The sequence below is a fragment of the Murimonas intestini genome, assembly GCF_024622195.1.
GTDB classification, from domain to species: domain Bacteria; phylum Bacillota; class Clostridia; order Lachnospirales; family Lachnospiraceae; genus Murimonas; species Murimonas intestini.
The window spans coordinates 1-22,734 of the sequence record NZ_JANKBI010000024.1; the positions used below are offsets into that span (position 1 = coordinate 1).

The 22,734-nt window shown below is 46.5% G+C and carries 18 protein-coding genes; 2 read left to right on the forward strand and 16 right to left on the reverse strand.

Translation table 11 applies throughout. The features are described from left to right. Window positions 1-951: PcfB family protein (locus NSB28_RS22835; RefSeq protein WP_257517615.1), on the forward strand; the 951-nt coding region annotated here is incomplete at its 5' end. A 192-nt stretch (window positions 952-1,143) separates the two neighbouring features. On the opposite strand, the gene NSB28_RS22840 is transcribed toward NSB28_RS22835, so the two are convergent. From NSB28_RS22840 to NSB28_RS22910, 15 genes are all read right to left on the reverse strand, one after another. Further along, window positions 1,144-2,064, reverse strand: coding sequence for an ArsR/SmtB family transcription factor (locus tag NSB28_RS22840; RefSeq protein WP_109626997.1), 921 nt, complete (start codon window positions 2,062-2,064; stop codon window positions 1,144-1,146). Between the two features lie 52 nt (window positions 2,065-2,116). Then, window positions 2,117-3,409 carry an ATP-binding protein gene (locus NSB28_RS22845; protein WP_257497712.1) on the reverse strand — a complete coding sequence of 431 codons (1,293 nt, stop codon included), beginning with the start codon at window positions 3,407-3,409 and terminating at the stop codon, window positions 2,117-2,119. Between the two features lie 302 nt (window positions 3,410-3,711). Further along, on the reverse strand, window positions 3,712-4,509 hold the full coding sequence (locus NSB28_RS22850) for an SDR family NAD(P)-dependent oxidoreductase (RefSeq protein ID WP_257497713.1): 798 nt from the start codon (window positions 4,507-4,509) through the stop codon (window positions 3,712-3,714). A 30-nt stretch (window positions 4,510-4,539) separates the two neighbouring features. Continuing rightward, on the reverse strand, window positions 4,540-5,340 hold the full coding sequence (locus tag NSB28_RS22855; protein WP_109626999.1) for a gluconate 5-dehydrogenase: 801 nt from the start codon (window positions 5,338-5,340) through the stop codon (window positions 4,540-4,542). A 38-nt stretch (window positions 5,341-5,378) separates the two neighbouring features. Beyond that, on the reverse strand, window positions 5,379-6,392 hold the full coding sequence (locus tag NSB28_RS22860; protein ID WP_109627001.1) for a zinc-dependent alcohol dehydrogenase: 1,014 nt from the start codon (window positions 6,390-6,392) through the stop codon (window positions 5,379-5,381). Window positions 6,393-6,423: 31 nt separating this feature from the next. After that, a complete protein-coding gene (locus tag NSB28_RS22865) occupies window positions 6,424-6,861 on the reverse strand; it encodes an RbsD/FucU family protein (RefSeq protein ID WP_109627003.1) in 438 nt (145 codons plus the stop codon). An 11-nt stretch (window positions 6,862-6,872) separates the two neighbouring features. Further along, window positions 6,873-8,027: a M24 family metallopeptidase gene (locus tag NSB28_RS22870; protein WP_257497714.1), complete on the reverse strand. Its 1,155-nt coding sequence runs from the start codon at window positions 8,025-8,027 to the stop codon at window positions 6,873-6,875. A gap of 10 nt (window positions 8,028-8,037) precedes the next feature. After that, entirely contained in the window at window positions 8,038-8,940 is a 903-nt protein-coding gene (locus NSB28_RS22875; RefSeq protein WP_109627007.1) for an NAD(P)-dependent oxidoreductase, read from the reverse strand. A gap of 70 nt (window positions 8,941-9,010) precedes the next feature. Next, entirely contained in the window at window positions 9,011-10,006 is a 996-nt protein-coding gene (locus NSB28_RS22880; RefSeq protein WP_109627009.1) for an aldo/keto reductase, read from the reverse strand. A 93-nt stretch (window positions 10,007-10,099) separates the two neighbouring features. After that, entirely contained in the window at window positions 10,100-11,293 is a 1,194-nt protein-coding gene (locus NSB28_RS22885) for an enolase C-terminal domain-like protein (RefSeq protein WP_109627011.1), read from the reverse strand. Between the two features lie 12 nt (window positions 11,294-11,305). Further along, window positions 11,306-12,892, reverse strand: coding sequence for an endo-1,4-beta-xylanase (locus NSB28_RS22890; protein ID WP_109627013.1), 1,587 nt, complete (start codon window positions 12,890-12,892; stop codon window positions 11,306-11,308). Window positions 12,893-12,937: 45 nt separating this feature from the next. Further along, a complete protein-coding gene (locus NSB28_RS22895) occupies window positions 12,938-13,933 on the reverse strand; it encodes an aldo/keto reductase (RefSeq protein WP_257497715.1) in 996 nt (331 codons plus the stop codon). Window positions 13,934-14,005: 72 nt separating this feature from the next. Then, window positions 14,006-15,628 carry an extracellular solute-binding protein gene (locus tag NSB28_RS22900; RefSeq protein ID WP_109627015.1) on the reverse strand — a complete coding sequence of 541 codons (1,623 nt, stop codon included), beginning with the start codon at window positions 15,626-15,628 and terminating at the stop codon, window positions 14,006-14,008. Between the two features lie 84 nt (window positions 15,629-15,712). Then, entirely contained in the window at window positions 15,713-16,636 is a 924-nt protein-coding gene (locus tag NSB28_RS22905) for a carbohydrate ABC transporter permease (protein ID WP_109627017.1), read from the reverse strand. Between the two features lie 13 nt (window positions 16,637-16,649). Continuing rightward, a complete protein-coding gene (locus NSB28_RS22910; protein WP_109627020.1) occupies window positions 16,650-17,573 on the reverse strand; it encodes an ABC transporter permease in 924 nt (307 codons plus the stop codon). Window positions 17,574-17,843: 270 nt separating this feature from the next. Here NSB28_RS22910 and NSB28_RS22915 point away from each other — a divergent pair, with 270 nt between their 5' ends. After that, a complete protein-coding gene (locus tag NSB28_RS22915; protein WP_257497716.1) occupies window positions 17,844-20,108 on the forward strand; it encodes a response regulator transcription factor in 2,265 nt (754 codons plus the stop codon). A gap of 106 nt (window positions 20,109-20,214) precedes the next feature. Here the strand turns inward: NSB28_RS22915 and NSB28_RS22920 are convergent, their stop codons facing one another. Beyond that, window positions 20,215-22,641, reverse strand: a complete 2,427-nt coding sequence (locus NSB28_RS22920) for a M13-type metalloendopeptidase (protein WP_257497717.1) — start codon at window positions 22,639-22,641, stop codon at window positions 20,215-20,217. Window positions 22,642-22,734 lie beyond the last annotated feature (93 nt).

Below are 22,734 nucleotides of genomic sequence, written 5' to 3' on the forward strand. Positions count from 1 at the left end.
TACGTGAAAGCAGCTGTCACAGGCACAGATAACTTTACAGGGGTAGAATCCACAAAGGAATTTACAATATCACAGGCGACTAACGGCTGGACAGAGAACCTTGCTATAACGGGCTGGACATATGGGGAAAAGGCAGTATCTCCAACAGCCAAGGCAATTTTCGGTAATGTGATTTTTACTTACAGTGATTCAGAGAAAGGAGCCTATACAGATGCCGTTCCGACTGATGCAGGCACTTGGTATGTGAAGGCAGCTGTCGCAGGCACAGACAACTATACAGCGTTAGAAGCTACAAAGGAATTTACAATATCACAGGCAGCTAACGGCTGGACAGAGGACCTTGCTATGACAGGCTGGACATATGGGGAAAAGGCAGTATCTCCAACAGCTAAGGCAATTTTCGGTGATGTGATTTTTACTTACAGTGATTCAGAAAAAGGAGTCTATACAGATACCGTTCCGATTGACGCAGGCACTTGGTATGTGAAGGCAGCTGTCACAGGCACAGACAACTATGCTGGGGTAGAAACTACCCGTGCCTTTACGATCACTCCAAAGAATATAGACAATAACAGCCAGATTGTCATACCTTACATTAAGAGTGATAAGGATGTAGAGAATCTTGTCATTAAGGATGGCGACAAGGAGCTGAAAAGGGGCACTGACTATGATGTTAATAAGAAGCAGGACGGCAGCAAAGTCACTGTCACGATCACATTTAAAGGGAATTATACAGGAACAGTTACAAGGACTTATACAGTAGAGAATAAAAAGCCGTCTGACAACACAGATACGCAGAAAGCATCCGACACCACGAAAAATGATAAGAACAGCGCTGTACAAACAGGTGACACCACAACTACCGGATTGTGGGCAATGCTAATGGCGTTATCCGCCGGAACGGCCGCACTCCTAAAAAGCAGGAAACGCAAGAAAGAAACAGAAGAATAACAACAAGTCATAGGCTGTCTTAAAAAGGCAGCCTCATGGATCAATCAAAATGGTTCAGGCTTTACTGCTCTTTTACTTAAACACAATAGAATAAAAACAAAGAATCACCAGAACCAGCAATTTACTGGATCTGGCGATTCTTAATTAAGGAGTTTTTTACAGCCCCTGATATTTATCTCAAGACAGTTTCCATCAATATTCAATATTAAGCACTATATCCTGATTGTAATCGCCGAAATTTTTTCCAAACAGGTTAAAACCGCCGATATATACCGCATCCGGCTTATTCCCAATGCGCACAGTGATATATGGGGCGCCGTCCAGATCCAGGTCTTCTGCACAAATCATCGAAACCTGCTCACCATTTATAAATGTTCCCTTCTGCTGTATCTCCCAGGCAGTCTGCAGGCCATACTGGCTGGAACCATTCGCAACACACGGCGGAGTCAGCCGTCCTCTTCTCTTTCCGAAATCACCAGGACATGTAAAAGTCCCGCATTCTCTCCCGTTTATCCAGAGAGTAATGTCCGACTTCCAGTCTTCCCGATATCCCGGAGCTTCAGAACAGATCTCCATAGAAATTAAAATCTTCTTCGGCTTTTTCCCCTTGGGAACACCATTTGGAAACTCATATTCAACATAGCCGGAGGACGTCCACAGCATCCCCGCCTTAAATCGCTGTGGCGTATAAAAGAAATATTCTACATCTTCATTTCCAATTGTACCATCCGTTGTGCACAAACCACAGGTAGGCGTAACCTCGCAGCGGCTGTAAGCCCCCACCGGCATCTCTACGCTGTATACCTCGTCTATATTGATATCCTTGCGTACCAGATCTATGATGGCATGGTCTACTTTACGTGTACAAAGCTTCTGGCCTCCTCTTGTTCCGGGCTGTTCCTCCATACGGATCAAGCCTGCCTGCTCCAGGATCTTCAGATGATAGGCTGTACTTGAGGCAGGCAGGTTCATCTGCCTTGCTATCTCTCCGATAATCAGGCTCTTGTCATACAGCAGCTGCAAGATCTCCACACGCTCTGGAGAAGAGATCGCCTTTCCCAGACCACACAGCACCTCCATATTTTCAACATCATAATTCCCAAACTTTGCCATATCCACCTCTATGCTGTACACAGGCCCTCGCAGCGGCTGCAAGGGGCATCATTTACAGCAAGTCCTTTATTTTTTTTGCAAGATAAAGCGGAAAATTAGTAATCGCTCCATTTTTCAAATATCCGCGCTTTGATAAACGAAGTGCATGGGCAGGTTCATGTTCGGCAATATAGCTTTTGAACGATGGTGCAGATTTATCTTCACCGCCCTTTACTTCCACTGGAATAATTTCCGTGCCGTACTGAATTACAAAATCAATCTCTCCTTTTTTGTCAGAGAAATAACGCGGTTCCACTTCAAACTGACCACGAAGCTGCTGTAAAACGTAATTTTCAGTCAGCGGCCCCTTAAACTGATAATCAGTCTTTAAGAGGATTGCACTATTATCAATACCGGCCATATGTTTGAGCAGGCCGGTATCAAAGACGAACAGCTTAAAGCAATCCAGCTTGTCAAAAGCGGAAAGCGGATGCTCCATCTTAGAGACATTGTACACACGGTTCAGCATACCGGCAGATACAAGCCATTCGATTGCTTCTTCAAAATCACGCGCCCTGCCGCCTTCACGGACAGCTCCATACATGAACTTCTCATTTGGTTTGGCAAGCTGTGTGGGGATGCTTCTGAAAACCATGAGGATACGCCCGCTGTTGACCTTGCCATTATGCTTGGAGAAGTCATTTTCATAGACTTCAATCAGTTCTCTTTGAATGCGGGAAACTTTGGCCGGGTCTTTATATTTTATCCAGGAAGTGACACACTCCGGCATACCGCCGATGATAAGATAATTGTTGTACGCTTCCAGCAGGCGATTGTGGAATATTTCCTCAATGTGCTGTTCTTTCGTAATACTTAAATAGTATGCATATAAGGCTGGGTCCGTCGCTTCCAAAAATTCGTCAAAGGTCAATGGGTAGAGGTCAAGAAGATTGACCATGCCAACCGGGTAAGATTTTGGCTGTGCAAGGAGTGTACCCAGAAAACTGCCCGCTGCAATCACATGGTATTCATTTGCTTTTTCCTTAAAATATTTTAGGGCATTGAGAGCTGAGGGACATTCCTGAATCTCATCAAAGACAATCAGCGTTTTCCCCGGTTCAATTTTTTCTCCTGCAATCAGGGAAAGCAGTTCAACAATCCGTTGTGGGGTTTTATTCGTCTCAAAGATGGATTTCAGTTCCTGTTCTTCATCAAAGTTGAAATACACGAAGCTGTCATAATAGCTCGTTCCAAATTCTTTCATAATCCATGTTTTCCCAACCTGTCTGGCACCTTTTAGCACCATAGGTTTGCGGTCTTCACTGGATTTCCACTGTATTAAATCTTTAATAGCGTTGCGCTTCAAGACAATCACCCCCCTTTCTATGTGTTCTTGTATAGTGTAACACGTTTTTCCCGTGGTTACAACTTTGTTTTTGTACATTTTTTCGATATATTTATGCCTGATTTCACACGTTTTTCAGAAACACTATTTTGCTGATAACTTAATCCACAGACAACAAAAAGACCACCCCTGGTCTTTGTTTTATGCAAAGAACAGGGGTGGTTTTTTGTTCCCATTTTAGATAAATAGATTGAATGAAAGGACTGAGAACCATGACTTCAAGCAGTAAGGGGGCAGAAAATTGGAAGCAATCTATATCCCCTTCACTGCCTCTGCATTCTCCGCAGCAGCTCCCCTCCATCAGCCAGCACTGTGGTACCTGTCATAAAACTAAATGCATCGCTCACCATACACGCCACTATATCCCCGATGTCTTTTGGACTTCCGATTCTCCCCAGCGGTATGGATTCCAGCTTTGCATCCAGTATTTCCTGTTTTGAATAGATGGCTTCGTTAATTTTGGATAGTATGACTCCGGGTGCACAGCTGTTGACCCTTACCCCGTATGGGCCAAGGCTGGATGCCAGAGATCTTGTTATCCCCTCCAAAGCATATTTAATACTGGAATACACCGCCAGATTCGGCATGGCGCTTATTCCATTGACTGATGAGATAATGACTATATTCCCACTTTTCTGTTCTTTCATGCGCTTTCCGGCTTCGATAACACCGTACAGGGTTCCTTTATAGTTGATATCCAGCAGCCTTTCCATCTCTTCATCTGTGGTATCAAGAAGCTCTGCCCGGACATTGATGCCTGCATTTGCCACAAAGATATCCAGAGGATGCCCGCTTTTGTCATATTCCTGAAAGAAGCAGCGCACTGCGTCCGCATCGGATATATCTATAATTGCAGAGTCACAGCTTCCCCCCGCCTCTCTGATACATTCTTCTGTCTGGCGCAGGCCTTCCCGGTTTCTGCCCAGCAGTGTCACATGCGCCCCAAACCCGGCCAGTGAAACTGCGATCCCGCGTCCGATACCTGAACTGGCCCCAGTGACTGCAGCGTACCGCCCGGCCAGTGACAGTGCTTTTTCCATATACTCTCGATTCACATCCATGCCTCCTTTGCATTATTGCGCATCATTCCTTTATGGCTGTTTCCCTATATATGCCAGGATGCCTCCATCCACGTACAGGATATGCCCGTTTACAAAATCTGAAGCTTCTGACGCCAGGAATACCGCAGGTCCCATCAGATCCTCAGGGGAACCCCAGCGGGCGGCAGGCGTCTTGGATATGATAAACTGGTCAAAGGGATGTCTGCTGCCGTCCGGCTGCTTTTCCCTGAGCGGCGCTGTCTGAGGTGTTGCAATATATCCCGGCCCGATTCCGTTGCACTGGATATTATATTCACCGTATTCTGAACAGATATTCCTTGTCAGCATCTTCAGGCCGCCTTTTGCAGCCGCATAGGCTGACACTGTCTCCCTCCCCAGTTCGCTCATCATAGAACAGATGTTGATGATTTTTCCATGTCCTCTCCTGATCATCCCCGGTATGACGGCCTTGGAAACTATAAATGGGGCATTTAAATCCACATCCACCACCTTTCGGAAGTCTTCTGCAGTCATCTCTGTCATCGGGATCCTTTTAATAATTCCTGCGTTATTTACCAGGATATCTATTTCTCCGACCTCTGCCTCAACTCTTTTTACAAAACTGTTTACAGCATCCTCGTCTGTGACATCACACACATATCCGCAGGCAGTTATCCCCTTTTCCCTGTATGAAGCCAGACCTTTCTCTACCAGTTCCCTGTTAATATCATTAAACACGATCTTTGCCCCTGCCGCTGCAAAAGCACAGGCAATTGCAAAGCCAATCCCATAGGAAGCGCCTGTCACAAGTGCTGTCTTCCCTTCCAGTGAAAACATATTTTTACTGTACATTCCCAATTTCTCCCATTCTTTAACTGTTTTCCTTCCGCCTAAAAACTGATTATGGTTTTTACAGAAGCGCTGTCACCTTTCATCATTTCCTCAAAAGCATGCTGTATCTCTTCAATAGGATAGACAGCCGTTATTATTTCTTTTGGACGGATCTTTCCTTCCTTCATCCACTGCAGAACTTCCGGAAAACGCCCGCAGTTCATCCTTGAGCCCGCAAGAGTGAGTTCCTTTTTTGTTATGTATACAGGAGGGATCTCCATAGGCTTCCCGTCAAATGCGATAACTGCCACTCTGGCAAAGGGAGCCGCAAGTTCGACAGCTGACTGAGTAAGAGCGGACGCCCCTACAGCGTCAATGATCACATCAGCGCCGCCCGGAAAGAAGCTCTCTGCCGCTTCTTTCAAGTCCTCTCTGCGTGTATTCACTGTCCTGTCCGCTCCAAAGGCCGCAGCCCTTTCCAGTTTCTTATCTTCTATATCGGATATGAGCACCGAAGCCCCCAGGCCTGCTGCCGCCTGCAGCACTGCCAGACCGATCGTTCCGGCCCCGATGATCACTGTCCTGTCACCCGCTTTCAGCTGTGTCCTCCACAGGATATTAGACGCCACAGAAAATGGTTCTGCCAATGCCGCCTCCTCAAAACTCAGATCTTCCGGAAATACATACAGCCTTCTGGCATCCGCTATAATATAATCCTGAAACCCTCCATCCATCTGGACTCCAAAACACTTCACATCCTCACAGACATTCTCATGTCCTGACACACAGGTCCTGCAGTGTCCGCAGGAAATGACAGGATCCATTACTACACGGTCACCCGGTTTTAACCCGGCTGCATCCTCCCCTGTCTCTACTACGATCCCGGCCAGTTCATGGCCCATGACCCGCGGCAGCTCTACGTCAGCCCGTCCTTCCCTGAATATATGGAAGTCAGTCCCGCAGATGCCCGCAGCCTTCACCTGCACCACTGCCTGTCCCCTGGCAGGTTTTTTATTAAAAACCTCTTCTGTTACCTCTATTTTCTGTACCTCTGTCAGCTTTGCTACACGCATAAAAATTCTTCTCCTTCCTTAATATGTATCCTCATATGGTGCTGACGGTCCCCTGCCGCACCACCCCCACGGTGAGAAGAATATTAGAAAAAGCTCTCTGGTCCGCACTCTCTATCACGACCCTCACTGAGCCAGAACGGCATGCTTCATAAAATTCATCTCTGGAATACTTTTTCAGCTCCACTTTTTCCAGTAAGTTCTTATAATCCAGAAAAACCTCCGGTTCTCCCTGCAGGTCCGGCGGACAGATGACTTCTGCTCCTTCTGCATTTATCAGATGCAGAAGTGCCTCCAGAACCTGAGAGGACGTGGGCAGCCCCGGGGAGAGATTCATATATATCCTCTCTGCCTGTGGATTTGTCTGGCTCTCCAGCGGGAAATTCCCGCTTCCTATCAATACTTTATCCCCGTGCCCGCATTTTGACAGCGCGGCTATTATTTCCGGATTCACACATCCTGTTTTCAGCATAATTTCTCCTTTCAACTCAAAACAAAAGTTTCTTCTTTTAACCCTGTCAGGATTTCATATCCTCTTTCTGTTACAAGTACCTCATCTTCTATCCTGACGCCTCCCAGCCCCGGAACATACACTCCCGGCTCAATGGTTATCACCATGTTTTCCTGAAGCCTTCCGCTCACATTTTCATCAATTGTCGGCCATTCATGGCTGGTAATCCCCACGCTGTGCCCCAGATGCGGGTTAAAATACTTTCCATACGGATGTCCGGCTGCAATATCAGCTGCTTTCTTTATCAGCTCCTGCATGGGCAGGTCCGGCCTCACCATTTTGATGCACTCCGACTCCATATATCTCACCAGTTCATAAAGGCTTCTCTGCTCTTTCGTGCATTCTGAGATACAAAAGGTCCTCGTCCAGTCTGATGAATATCCCAGGTATTTTGCTCCGAAATCCAGCAGTACAAGATCGCCTCTTTTTATCCTCTTATTTTCAGGAACCCTCGTTACCACCGCAGAGCGCTGGCCTGATATAAGTTTCATAGTAAAAGGCACACCATCGGATCCGTTCCTGCGCATATGGTACTCAATTTCTGCAGCTGCTTCCAGCTCTGTTATTCCAGCCCTTAAGAAAGTTTTGGCATACTCCATGGCATCTGAAGCTATGGCCGCAGCCTGTTTTATTCTTCTTATTTCATCCTGTGATTTTATCAGACGAAGCTCTGCCATCTTTGGGCCTATGTCTTTTATCATCCGGGCCAGCGGACGCAGAGCCAGGTATGTGGGCAGGTCCGTCTGGTCATATACAATCCATAGAAGAGACATATCCTCCCTGCGCAAAAGCTCAGTTAATGTTTCCAGATAAGCTTCCTTTGTATTTTCATAAGGCACAGGTTCACCAAGACCTGAAAGCTCCTGTTCCTCTATCTGTCCCTGCCACTTACGGGGATACACAAACTTTTTAACGCCAGAAGCCAATATGACTGCAGTCATGCCAATCTGTTTCGGCCTTCTGGCTGTTGTATAAAAGCCTGTGAAATAAAAAATATCCGCCTCCCCGGTGAGCAGGACCGTCCCCTCCCATTTCTGTCCATCCAGGCCCAGCATACTGTAATCCCGCTGTCTGGCCTGACCCGAAACGTTGTAATCCCGCTCTTTTTCCTGCTCTTTCACGTCCATGCTCCCTTTCTCACTGTTTCTTTTGCTGCATTTTACTGTTCTTATCAAGCGAAGTTCCTTGGCGCACTGCCTCTATACACGCACAGTTATCCGCCTTAGCCAGTCCCATATCTGCTGCCTTATTTAAAATGCTTATCGCCTGGCAAAGCGCCGGCATGGAAAAGTTGCAGGACTTGCTCAGCCTTTCACATATCTTCAGATCCTTCAGGGCATACTCCACAGGAAATGCCGGTTCATAATCGCCGTCCCTGATGGCCTCATATTTACTCTCCAGATAATAATTTCTGGCTCCTCCATATGAGACAGCCCTGGCAAAGTCATCTACACTAATCCCATTCAGCTGTGCCAGGGTAAGTGTTTCGTTTACCGCTGCCTGTATTTCATGGGACAGTGCATTCTGGCAGATTTTCATAATGATTCCTTTCCCATTTTCTCCCATACGGATTATATTTTCCCCCATATAGGACAGGACGGGATAGATCCTGTCAAAAACATCCTCTGTACACCCGGCATATATTCCCAATTTTCCTGATATGGCCGCAGCTTTTGATTTCACTACGGGACAGTCCGCAAATCCGGCCCCTGTCCTTTCCTGTACAAGCCTGGCTATTTTAAGGGAAACGTCAGGGTCAATGGTACTCATATCGATCCCCGTCTTATCCCGGGTCAGCGCAGGAAGCATCTCTTCCCACACTGCCAGCGAATGCTCAGACCTGGGAACCATAGTGATGATGATATCACTGCTCTCTGCCACTGCCAGGCTGCTTTCACATGCTATGGCCCCTGCTGCCTCAAGCTCCCGGACACGTTCCTCCTGTACATCATATACATAGACCTTATCCTGGTGTTTTTTCACAATATTGGCACACATAGCGCCGCCCATTGTACCCAGCCCCACAAACCCTATTTTCATACTAAACTGCCTCCTGCCCTGCGATACCCTTTTTCATGCAGTACTTCCTCCTGCCCTGCGGCACCCTTTTTCATTCAGTACTTCCTCCCGCCAACGCAATATCCCGGTTCATCCTTTCTGCGTCCGCTTTCTCCAGCTCTATGTTCCCGCCCTTAATATAATCCAGGACATGAGCTTCCTTCCGGCCTCCTCCCAGGATGATCAGATTTTCAGCCTTTGCAGAGGTCCAGGCCACTACGAGGTTAGCTGTATTACATTCGTATTTTCTGCACAGATCCTTCCAGCCGTCCAGCATCTCTATGATACGGAGCCTCAGTTCTGTCCGGTACCATTTGATATTGTTGCGTAGGTTTCCTTCCGGCACCACATAGTCCATGCCGATCTTACCGCTCAAAAGCCCCTGTTCAAGGGGAGAAAACGCCTCAAATGTAATGCAATTTTCCTGACAGACGGGCAGATACTTGTCCGCCTTGTCCTGATCCAGCATACTGAACCTTTCCTGAAGCACATCTATTTCCCCGTAGCTTAAGTAATCCTTGATCTCCTTTTCGGAACAATTTGAAATTCCAACTGCCCTGATCTTTCCCTGGCGCTTCAGTTCCATAAGGGCATCCATAGTCTCCGATACCGGGACCAAAAATGGCTCTCTGGCCTGGTGATGCGTTATGTACACATCTATATAATCTGTACCTAAATTTTTCAGGCTTTCTTCCACGTCCAGCATGATAGCCCGCCTTGAGAGATTTCTCCTGCACACCTTTCCGTCCCGTTCTATTATGACAGCGCCCTCATCATCCCTCCACCAGAATCCGCACTTTGTCTGTATGACCAGCTTCTCTCTTGGAATTTCCCTGATCGCTCTGCCAACCAGTCTTTCACTGTAGCCAAATCCATATGCAGGCGCTGTGTCGATGGTGTTAATCCCATGCTCCACAGCAGAATGTATCGCCTTTAAGGACGCCTCATCGTCCTGCGCCCCCCACTGGGCATCCCCGCCCATAGACCATGTACCCAGCGCGATGGCTGAAGCCGTAATACCTGATTTGCCTATCTGCCTTGTTTTCATTTTCCCCTCCTGTTTACTCTTAACCAGACAGCGGCCATGGAAGCGGCCGGCCCGGACAATACTTTTCTCTGGATTTTTCTTTCCTTTCATCTCCTACCAGTCGCACAGGCTGCCGTCCAAAGGACGGCGGCAGACAGGAATATAAGCTCTTTTATACGGATATCTTCTGGCAGCATCCTCGTCAATGTCGCAGCCGATGCCCGGCGCATCCTCCATATACAGATAGCCGTCCTTATAGACAGGTCCGCCTTTTACCACTTCCTTTACTGTGTCATCCACAGTCCCGTCCTCCTGGATCCCGAAATTATAGGCAGATACATTCATGTGCCAGTTGACTGCATGAGTGACAGGCGATACGTCATTCGGACCATGCCATGCTGTCTTGATGTCATAAGTCTCCGCGATAGCCTGTATTTTTTTCGCCTCTGTTATGCCGCCGATACGGATGATATCACAGCGTATAAAGTCCAGCCACCTGTTCGTGATCCCGGGCAGGCATTCCCACCGGCTCTTGTACAGTTCTCCGAAAGCAATAGGCACATTTGTGTGTTCTCTGACAGACTTCAGACTCTCCGCACAGTCAGGCGCTATGGGATCCTCTATAAAAAACGGATTATAGGGTTCCAGCTTATTCATGATATACACTGCCCTCTCGGGGCTGAAGCGCTCATGCAGGTCGAAGATAATTCCCACTTCCCTGCCTACTACTTCTCTGATCCTGATAAAGTAGTCTATCATGGCATCTGCCCAGAACTCCGGATCCCAGTCCTCTGTCTTAGGCATGTTCTGGACGGCATCACTGCCTAATGTCCCGTTTGCCGAAGGAAGACCCGCACGCAAGCGGATGACCTTCAGCCCCTTATCTTTCACAAAACTGGCGGCCTTCTCTATCTTCTCTTCATTTGTCTTTCCAAGCACATGGGAGTAGCAGAGCACCTTGTCCCTCACCTTTCCTCCCAGCAGGGAGTACAGGGGCAGTCCTGCCCTTTTGGCCTTGATATCCCACAAAGCCATATCGATCCCGCACAGAGCGCTCATGATGATATTCCCGCCCCGCCAGTAGGAGCCCCTGTAGATTAACTGCCAGATCTCCTCAATATTGTCAGCATCCATCCCTATCAGCATGGGCCTTAAATATTCCAGTGTGAGATCCTCCACCGCCTTCTCTCTTCCATTCAGGGATGCATCCCCGATGCCATAGATCTTTGGGTCATCTGTCATTATCTTGATAAACAGATAATTCTGCTTTGGACATGTTAAAATTGTTTTGACTTCTGTAATCTTCATCTGTTAATCTCCTCAGTCAGCTTCAGTCTTTGGCCGCAGCTTATCACCTGTCTTTAAGTTCCACTCCTCCGTCAGCTCGCACAGACCGTAGTATGCAGGTTTAGGATTATTCTCATAGTCCAGCAGCCCATCAAAATCAAACGCCTGAAGCCTGAATTTTTCATTTGGATGTCCGGCCAGAAATTCTGCCCATTGCGCCGGCTCATCGGACAGGCTCCAGCATGTCACGCCCTGCACACAGTCCATACTGTAAAAGAGAGTGGAAAACTTCCTGTACCATTCCTCCTGAAGGCGGGCATCCCATGGCCTGTGCCAGTACTTTGTGACAGGTACGGGCCTGTTGCCCATGTGGAACCTGCATCTGCCGGTATTTGAAGGAGTAGACACCTCTGTGAGCTGGATCGGCAGGTGGTATCTGTCATGCCACCAATTTATCATTTCCATAGTATTAAACAGATCGTATGGATAATCATGGAACTGCAGTCCCAGCACGTCCACCTTTATCCCCTCCTGCTTACATCTGTCAAGAAAATCAGCGATGGACACACAATACCTGTTGGGCACAGATTCCGGCAGCCCGTAGCTCTTTTTCCAGTCCCTCACTTCCGGGATGGAATTTTCATCAAACCCGTAATTTCCCTGCCATTCATCATAAAAATTCACCATTAGCTTTGTTTTCGGAGATAATCTCCGGATGACCTGGTAGACTTCTTTACAGATCTGAAAATGCTGGTCAAATGTAAAATTAAATGGATTGCTCTGAAGGGGCTCATTGAAATCTACATAAGTAAATGCATTTGGCCTGCTGGATAACATATATTCAGCTCTCTCAACCACCAGCTTCTTAAAAGCCTCATAGTCGTGATTGCCATACCTGGCCATCCAGTTTTCCCCTTCCCACCAGTCACTGAACCAGACAAGTGCATGGCCCCTCACCGGAATATTATTTTCTGTACACCAGTCCAGCATCTCAAATATCATGTCGTAATGCTTCTCACCTTCGTTTGGCTCCACGCATCCCCAGTGTGTAGGTATCACAGCTTCCCCGAACAGCCTGCTGAAATACTTCTTAAATACATCCCCTCCATCTGTAAATCCTTTCATGCACCCCATAAAGCAGAAATCATCCCTGTCTCCCCTGTCAGATATCTTTATCTGTGCCTCCAGCAGAACTAACTGCTCACCTGCTTTGAGTATTTCACAGAGCGCTTTTTCTACATCTTCATCTGTAAGAGATAAGAGAAGTTCTTCTGCCCTGCCTATTCTCTTCCTTATTCCCTCAAGCTCCAGATTATATTTTCCTGCCGCTTCTTCCAGATGGCGTTTTACTCTGAAGAGCCTGCTTTTTGTGGCCTCCCTCCAGAAATCTCTGATTTCTTCTGACGGCTCATATCCTTTTTCCTCATTATCCGCGAACAGTATTGCTCCCCCGAATCCCTGCACATCTACCTTTGACATAAATACAGCCCTGTCTATAGTGGCTTCAAAGCAGATCACACCATCCTCATGCCTGCCATAATTCTTCTGCGGATTTCTCCCGGTATCGTACATTACATAAGTCCCCAGAGTACTCTTCTGTTTCTTCCATTTATACTGCATCTTCTCTCTCCTTCTCCATATATCTAATTTCTTACTGCCTTTTAGTTATCTCATCCCATCCAGGATTCTGCTGATCTCCTCCATCTGCTGTTCTGACAAAGGCCCATACTCAAGAGCTTTCGCATTATCCATAACCTGCTTCGGAGTCTTAAATCCCGGTATTGGGATCGTCCTTGGGCTTCTCGCCCACAGCCATCCCAGCGCTCCCTGTGCCGGAGTCCTTCCGCCTTCTGTCAGTATCTCCCTAATGCTTTCCACCTTTGACAGAAATTCAGGATTTGGCCTTCCATCCTTGAAAAATTTCATATACTCAGGTGCATTTTTCCCGCGTATATCATTATCCTTCAGTGTAGTCTCCGGCCTGAACTTTCCTGTCAGCAGCCCCATGGCCAGCGGCCCTCTGTTGAAGCTGGCCAGGTCATATTCATCGCACAGCTCAAGCATGGCAGCATTGTCCTCAAAAATATTCTGTCCGTGCTGTACGGCGCCGCAGTGGGGTCCCGGAGCAAATACCCTTGCACTGTCCACATCATCTGTAGACCATCCATAGGTACGTATTTTCCCCTCCTGCACAAGCTCCTCCAGCGTCTGCCTCACTTCCTCCGTCTTTTCCCTGTCATAGAAATAGACATGGAGGAAATACACATCTATATAATCCGTCCCCAGGCGTTTCAGGGAATCCTCGCATGATTTCCTGATATAAGCAGGGCTCACATCCCAACCCAGCTTTGTCCTCGTCACCGGGTCAAACACCCAGCCAAATTTCGTGGAGATGACCACTTTATCCCGCCTGCCCTTTATAGCCTGCCCGATCAGGCTCTCGCTGTGTCCTGTCCCATACATATTAGAAGTGTCGAACAGAGTAATTCCCATATCCATTGCAGTCTGAAGGCCCCTGAGAGAATCTTCGTCGTTTACATCTCCCCAGCCTATGGGCGTCCCGTCCTTTTCAAAAGCAGGGCCTCCTATTGCCCAGCAGCCGGTTCCCATTGCGCTGACCTCTATGCCTGATTTCCCGATTTTACGCTTCATCACATCCATAATTTTTTCCCCTCCGTTTTCTTTGGGCCATTCCGGCTGCATAGCTGTGCCGGAACAGCCCTCAGCTGCTTTTTACTGCTGCTCTTTATAACGGTCATACGCTTCCTGGTAAATAGATATATATTCATCCAGCCCTACGCCGTTTAGTGAACTGATGTAAGAATCCCAGTCCTCATCAATATTGGATTCTCCTGCGATCCATCTTGCTGACATCTGAAGTATCTGATCAAGAATGCTGTTTTTTATGTTGGCAAGTGTCTCTGCCTCATCGTCTGTAAATTTCACTACAGGCATATACTCCGCTATGGCATAATCATCAAATGTTCTGCACTCAGCAGCCTTTGCCATGTTGTTTGGATTTCCAAGGAAAATATTTTTCTGGGCCATATCTGCTATATCATGTATGACATAGGCGCTTGTGGCAGGAGAATATTTATGACGGTATTCTCCAAAGGTCATGCCTTCCGGCGAAGCTGTCCAGTATTCCAGAGCCCCGTCTTCGTTATAATGAAGATTATATTTATTCTCCCCATCCTCAATCATCCCATATGATGCCTGAACACTCATCACATCACTGCTGTTCATAAAGTCCAGCCATGCGATAACAAGATCAGGATTTTCGCATTCACTTGTGACCCAGAAGTTATTGTAGCTTAAGCCCACATTGTTTTTATACATTTTTGCTGAATACCCTTCCGCTGACGGATAAGGGATTGCCACATAATCAGATACGTATGTACTTCCCACGTAGTTTGTTGCATTCCATCCCATAAGAAGGCCTATTTTTTCATCTTCGCCGGAGCCTTTTGCAGTAACCTGCGTCTCACCCTGGGTAAATGTCTCATTGTCGAGAAGCCCTTCCTGATACAATTCTGCAAAGTATTTACAGGCGTCCTTCCAGCCTTCCTGAGTGGCGGCACATTTTACCGTCCCATCTTCAATGATCAGCCCGTTCATGTCTGTGGCTACTCCAAACATGCCAAACATATTAAAAAATGAATAATCCTGCTTTGAAAAGTCTCCAATACCTGCTACCGGGATTTCGTCAGCCTGCCCATTCCCGTTGGGATCCTGTTCCTTAAACGCTCTGAGCACTTCTGTTAATTCACTTGTTGTTTTAGGAATCTCCAGGTTCAGTTCATCCAGCCATTTTTTATTAATATACATAAAACTTGGAATATCATTGCCCTCATTTTCATATCTGGGGAGTCCATAGATATGGCCATCCAGCGCTGTCGCCTGTGCCCTTACCTGAGGAAATTGGTCCAACTTTGCCATTAAATGGGGAGCCTGCCTCTCAAGAATCTCATCAATGGCAATCACCGAACCGTCTGCAGCATAATTCATAAAAGTGCTGTCGTCCATCCCGTAGCATGTCATATAGGCATCCGCCAGATTCCCGCTGGCAAAATCCAGATTGATCTTCTCACCCCAGCTTGTTTCCGGATATTCCGTCCAGTTTACATGGACATTTGTCATCTCTTCCATCATTTTTACAAAGGGCATATCGTCAAATGGGGTAGTGTGCAGGGTACGCGCCTGGACACAGATGTTTATCTCCTCCTTCTCTTCCAGCGGAAAGGTGATCTGTCCCTCCCGGGCCGCTGTATCACCGGCTGCATCTGCCTTTGCTCCTCCTGTGAGTGACAGAACCATGGCTGCCGCCACCATCATTGCAATTTTTTTCTGTTTCATGTAAAATCCTCCCTTTTATTTGATTTTTATTATTACTGCTCTTTAAAATGTTTCAGCTGTGTATCTGATTATATCTGCTGCCTGTCAGCCTTTTACAGAACCGATCATGATCCCTTTCACGAAATATTTCTGTACAAAAGGATAAAGGATCAGCATTGGCAGGCTGGCCACCACTATAGATGAATATTTCACCAGCTCCGCTATCCTCTGCATGGCCGCCACGCTCTCGGCATCCCCGAAAGCCCCTGAACTGTTCATTTGGGCCTGGATGAGGATATCCTTTAACACCAGCTGGAGCGGGAACAGCTCCTTTGAATTCAGGTATATCATGGCATCGAAATATGAGTTCCACTGCTGTATCGCATAAAACAGCACCATGATCGCCACAAGCGCTTTTGACAGCGGCAGGGCTATCTTAAAGAAAAACTTCAGGTTATTGGCCCCGTCCACCCTGGCCGCATCCAGGAGCTCTTCAGAGAGAGTCCCCTCAAAGAATGTCCTGCAGACAATCAGGTTGTAGACAGACAGGCAGGTGGGAAGTATAATGGCCCACATAGAATCCAGCAGTTTTAGATCCTTTACCACCAGATATGTAGGTATAAGCCCTCCCTGAAAATACATCACGAATACAAAGAACAGGGTACAGAACTTCCTGCACGGCAGATCCTTTCTGGACAGGGCATACCCCGCCGGAACCGTGATGGCGACTGCCAGGACTGTCCATACTAAGGTGTACAGCACAGAATTGGCAAAACCAGTTAAAATATTTTTATTTGTCAGGATATGTATGTAGGCATCCAGGTTAAACCCCTTTGGGAGCAGTATGACCTTGCCTGAGTTCACAAGATTCGGATCACTCACAGATGCGATCACCACAAAGTACAGCGGGTATACTATGATCAGGAACACGATAACCATGATAACTGTATTCGTGACATCAAAAATCCTGTCAGGCCGTGAGGCCTTCCTTCTCTTTTCCGCACTTGCCCCATTTACTCTTTTCTTCATTTTCTCTCCCCCTCTACCAAAGGCTGGTGCCGCTGATCTTCTTGGCGGCACGGTTTACCACCATGAGCACAGCAAAGTTGATCACCGTATTAAAGAGATTCACCGCAGTAGAAAAGTCGTAACGGGCCTGCTGCAGTCCCAGCTTATACACATATGTGGATATGATTTCCGACTTGGAGAGGTTCAGTGCGTTCTGCATCAGATAGACCTTCTCATATCCGATATTCATGATCTGTCCGATCTGCATGATCAGCAGGATCAGCATAGTAGGTATCAGGCTTGGCACATCGATATTGATGACACACTGGAACTTGCTGGCCCCATCTATCTTTGCCGCTTCATACAGCTCCGGATTCACATTTGCCAGTGCCGCTATATAGATGACAGCACTGTACCCCAGGGTCTGCCACACGGCCGAACCCACATACATGGGCACAAAACAGGAAGCTTTTCCCATAAAATTGACAGGTTCCATACCTATCTTCTGTCCCACCAGATTCACAACGCCAGAAGAAGGCGAGAAAAAGTTATAGAGCATCCCCACTAACACTACTGTTGAAATGAAATAGGGAGCATAGCTGGCAGTCTGCAGCACTTTTTTGAACCTGGGACTCAGCCTGTTCAAAAACAGGGCAAATATAAACGGGATAGGAAACGAGAACAGCAGCATTGTAAGGCTCAATGTAAGCGTATTCCCAAGCACCTCCCAAAAGTTATAGGAGTTAAAAAATGTAATAAAGTGTTTCAATCCCACCCAGGCGCTTCCCCAGATCCCCTTTCTGGCGGAAAAATTCTTAAACGCGATCTGTATTCCTGCTATGGGCCAGTATCTGAATATAACCACTTGTATCATAGCGGGTAACAACAGCAAAAACAAATCCATATTCTTCCATTTATGCCTGGCCCTCACCACAGGATATTTTTTTCTTCCTTTCATGTCCCTCTCCTTTCCGAGCACTTATATGTATCTGTACCTTCCTTCGCCGTCCTGCTGATTTCCCCCTGTACAGGCACTGCTTCGGTACACCCACATTATCTTGCACATTATGCACAAAATCAACGCGCAATTCCCATTTTAAATTGACATTTCCGACATTTGCAGTTTCGGTTAATATGCATTTCCGATACCAAAACTTTCCTGCTTGCATTTATTTTTATGCATTATTATAATGATTCTGTGGAACATCAATGGAAGGGGCGGGGAATTATGGTGAAAAAATTTTTCGGAAACATGAGGTACAAATATAAATTATTGTTCAATCTTATAATCGTTTTTTTTGTTCCCCTCATCTCTGCCAGTGTCTTTTTCCTCTCTAAGATCCAGGATGTGGAAAAAACAAATTACATAACTTCCTCCCAGCAGTTATTCCAGCAGTCTTCTTACAATATGGGACTGATTTTTGAGGAGATACACAGGATCTCCACCCATCTGTTAAGCAACAAGGACCTGAAAGTCAAAAAACAGTCAATAACAACAACTGAAAAAATGGCTGTATGCTATGAAGTTGACAACTATATCCTCAACAGCAGCTACCTGACCGACATAGCTTTATATTCCCCGGCAGAAGATAAGCTCTACTTTTCCGCGGGCACAGCAAGCCCCTCACTTTATTTTGACCAGATATACCGGTATGCGAGTTTTGACAGCAGCGACTTTTATGAGCTGACTGACAGGCTTTCCCAGCCGGAGGGGTTGCCGGAACAGCCCTGTGCCATACATGCTTCCAGCCAGTCTTTTGTCACTGTCTTTATCCCTTTGGCAAACTCCTACTTCAGTACTGCCATCTATACTATTCCGTCTGCAAATATCACACAGACAGAACAGGAGCTGCTTGAAGATTCACAGGATGTACTGGAAATCTACTATAATGGAATGCTTATCCACAGCAGTGCAGCCTCTGGCGGGGACTTTTCCCCAAAAAAGTCTGTTTATGAACAGGACTACCAGGAGGCGCTTCAGTCATACAAGACAGGAGACCATCTGACCCTTGTCTATTCCGCGCCGGACTCTCTTGTCCAGATCGTGCTGGAACGGAACCTGGCGTCTCTGAACCAGTCAGTGAAAAATATAAGCCTGCTCTATGTGATCCTTCTGGCAGCTTTCTCACTCATAGGCTGCGGGATCATCGTGCTGTTCTGGCGGGACAGCTACCGCCCCATAGCGGAGGTGCTGCACTACACCGGCTCAGAGCCTGAGCAGACAAAGATAAATGAATTTGACCGTGTTAAGAACACATTGATCACTATTAAAAATGAACAGGAGAAATTAAATCAGAATCTCGAGACGTCCCTCCCTGCATACAGAAAGTCTCTGCTGACTGCACTGATCAAGGATGAATTTGATTCATTGGAGGAATTTAATGAGAAAGGAAAATTTGCTGACCTTTACCTGCACGGCCGCTATTTATTTATACTGGCCACATCGATCGTGGACTCCAGCCAGAACGGGCTGACGAAAAAAACAGCGATCCTGGAAGAGATCCTCAGCTATAGTGAAGAACACATGCCCTGCGGGATCATCTGTTATGGATTTGTTGACAAAATGAATGAAAAGATAATTTACGTAGCCTGCTCTGACCGGGCCGAAGACGAGGAACTCCACAATAATCTGCTGGTCTTTTATAACAATCTCCACGAATACTTTGGGTTCGAACTGAATATGGGCTGCAGCAACCTCTGCGAAATGACGGCAGACCTGGGCAAATCCTATATGGAAGCTCTGACAGCCCTGGACTACAGGATCGTCTATGGATACGGCAAGATTATTTATTTCTCTCAAATCGGTGTTTCAGGCTATTCCCACAACTGGTACCCGGAAGAGATGACAAGGCAGTTTGAGATTGCTTTAAAAGCCAGAAATGACGAAAAGGTGCATATGGTGCTGGACCAGATCATGGAATACCTGCACAGCAATAATACACCCGTATATGTAGCTAAATATGTCTGCTATGATCTGATGCGCATCCTGGCGGACTCACTTGTGGTGGCCCAGTCCCTGCCTTACAAAAAGACCATCGGATATCACAATATTATGAATATTGCAAGGCTCACCTCTTTTGAGCAGATCACAGAGATACTCCATCAAAATGTAAATTCCGTTCTCTCTGTCAGCATACGGGAACAAAATGAGACAGCAGACAGGGAACTGAAGCAGCAGCTGGAGCAATACATCAATCTTCACTATATGGACTGTAATTTCTCCATGACCTGCCTTGTAGATGAATTCCACGTATCGGAATCTACCATGCGCAAGACCTTTAAGTCTGTCATGAACATGACCTTCATCGAATATCTGGCTGAGAAGCGCATAGAGAAAGCAAAGGAATTGCTGACTTCCACGAAACTCCCTCTGAGCAGCGTGGCACAGCAGGTGGGATACCTGGACACCTCATCCTTCATCCGCAGGTTCAAGCAGAAAACAGGGATGCCTCCCGGTGAATACAGAATGCTGAATGCCCAGGAGGATGAGTGAGCCGGAAATGAATGAGCAGAGTATCTGATATAATTACAGCTAAAATGCTGCCCTCCGGAATACATTGTTTCCGGAGGGCAGCATTAAATTTACCTGGCCTTTTCTTTTACCATATATTGATTCTTTCATCTGCGGGCACATACATTCCATCGCCCTCACTGATACCATAAGTATCATAGAATTCCTGGAAATTAGACAGTACCCTGTTTACTCTAAGATTAGACGAGCTGTGCTCATCTGCATACGCAAGAGCTTCTGATCTCTCCCTGGTAGTAGATTTTTCCCAGGACCTGGCATAAGCCTGGAAGAATTTATCATAATCAGGGTTTTCTGATTTTTTAAGCACCTCAAGGGCACATGCTACTCCGCCGATATCTGCAATATTTTCACCGAGTGTATTTTTTCCGCTGATCTCAATTCCAGGAGCAGACTCCCAGCCGTCATAAAATGCCTCCGCCTTTCTGCAGAGCTCTTCAAATTTTGCATAGTCCTCATCAGTCCACCATTGGCGCTCTTTTCCGTCTTTGTCATACCTGGCGCCATTATTGTCAAACGCATGGGTGATCTCATGGGCTATAACTGTACCTATACCTCCCAGATTCTCTTCCAGGGATGCATTCACATCATAGTTGGGGGCCTGCAGGATGGCCGCCGGGAAACACATGGTATTAGAAAATTGATCATAATACGCATTTACCATAGTGAGAGGCATGGCTATTTTTTCTCCCCTGTTATTCTGTCCGTCTTTTCTCTCCTCCTCCATCTTTGCCAGAGTGATCTTGGAAATTTCCACCTGATTCTGGAAAAAGTTATCTGTCAGTTTCAGATCACTTAAAGTATCCTCCCACTCATCGGGATAACCGATCAGAAAATTCATACTCTCCAGTTTTTCGATTGCATTTTTCTTAGTTTCCTCACCCATCCAGTCAAGCTTCTGGATCCTTTCCTTGTATACTTCAATGAATCCCTCTATCATTTCTTCTACATTCTGTTTTGCCTCAGGCGAAAAATGTTTTTCCACATACAGCCTGTCTATATATTCTCCAAGGGAATTTTCTACAAGGGCGCAGGCTATCTCTTCCGGAGTGCTGGTATCTTCTGCCTGGCCGATCGTTGCTTCATTATATTTATTATACGCCTGTCTGAAATCATCACTTAGATTCAGGTACTGCGCTGACAGAAGATTCAGCTTTACAGCTGTCTTTATACCCGGCAGATACTCTCCGCCTTCCAGAAGCCGGCAGTATCCCTCGAATTCAGCAGGGCTCATAATGTTGATCTCTTCTGGCAGTTTCCCATCATTTCCTCTGATCACAGCTTCCACATCCACATGGGGCATCATCTGCTTTAGTTCCTCAGGGGACACTATTTTATTCATTTTTTCTGTATCCAGATAATCCTCCGGCTCGGGAACATTTTCATAATAGGCATTCAGAAACTTAAGATACTCTTCTAAATGCCGTTCAGCTTCTTCCTGAGTCTCACCGCCCAGCTTCAGCAGCGTAGCATAGAGTTCCATTAAAGCATCATAGTCCTTCCCTGATTTTGATTCCAGCTCTTCTTTCTGCAGAAGAGGCTGTATGGGACTCATAACTGTAGCCACACTCTTCTTAGGATCCCTGAAATCTGTCATCCTCACAAAACCGAACATACCGCCGCTGGCGATCTCTTCTGCTGAAAGGACCTGAGAATCTGAAAGCTCCTCCACATTTCCTGCTGCGTCAATGGCGTCCAGGTACTTTCTTATGGGCTCTGCACCCAGTTTATTTCTTGTCTCAAAATCTGCTGCACTCTGATAAAAGGTCTTTATTTTCTGCTCCATGCTCCCTTCTTCATATCCGGAACCCTCTGCAATGCCTTTGATAATTTCGTTCACCTGATCCTGCACTTTTTTACTCAGGTCATAGGTGCCGCCTGCATCTGTCTCCCCTGAAGGAATCTCTTTATTATCCAGGTTATCTTTATTTACGGTATTGTAAAAATCATCTTTCAGGTTGTTACCGAAGAGTGCATATATCCTTCTGACAATATGCTCTATTTCAGTGCTGCCCATCTCTTCTTCGGGATTCAGCTTTCCGTCTTCTGTACTCGTGAGGACACCGCCCCTCAGCAGATTTTCCACTTCACTTTTCGCATCCTTGGGTATATCTGAATAACCGGCGCCAGCATCACTGATCCTGGCATTATTGCCCTTAGGCTCAGGAAGGATGCCAAAGGCGCGGCTTATCATGACAAGGGCCTGTATACGGTTTATATTCTGATTCTCTGTCCCCTCATAGCCTTTTAATAATTCTTCTTTTGTAACAGATGGATTGTAGTCATCTGCTGCTTTTGCAAGATACTCCGCAGCCTCTTCAATAGTCATTGGCTGTATTTTTCTGCTGTTTTCCTCTTCCTGCGCCCCCGCATCTTCTATCTGCTCAGCTCCATCTATCTGGCTGTCCGTGGCCTGTACCGCTGTGCTGCTTCCTGATAATACAAGTGACACTGCTGCTGCTATTGCCGCAAATCGCGCTAAATTTTTTTTCTTCAAAATCATCTTCTCCTTTACCTGTCTATTTTTTATTATATTCCTAACCAAATTGATTACGGTATTTGTTTACGTGCCTATCATAACAAACAGAAA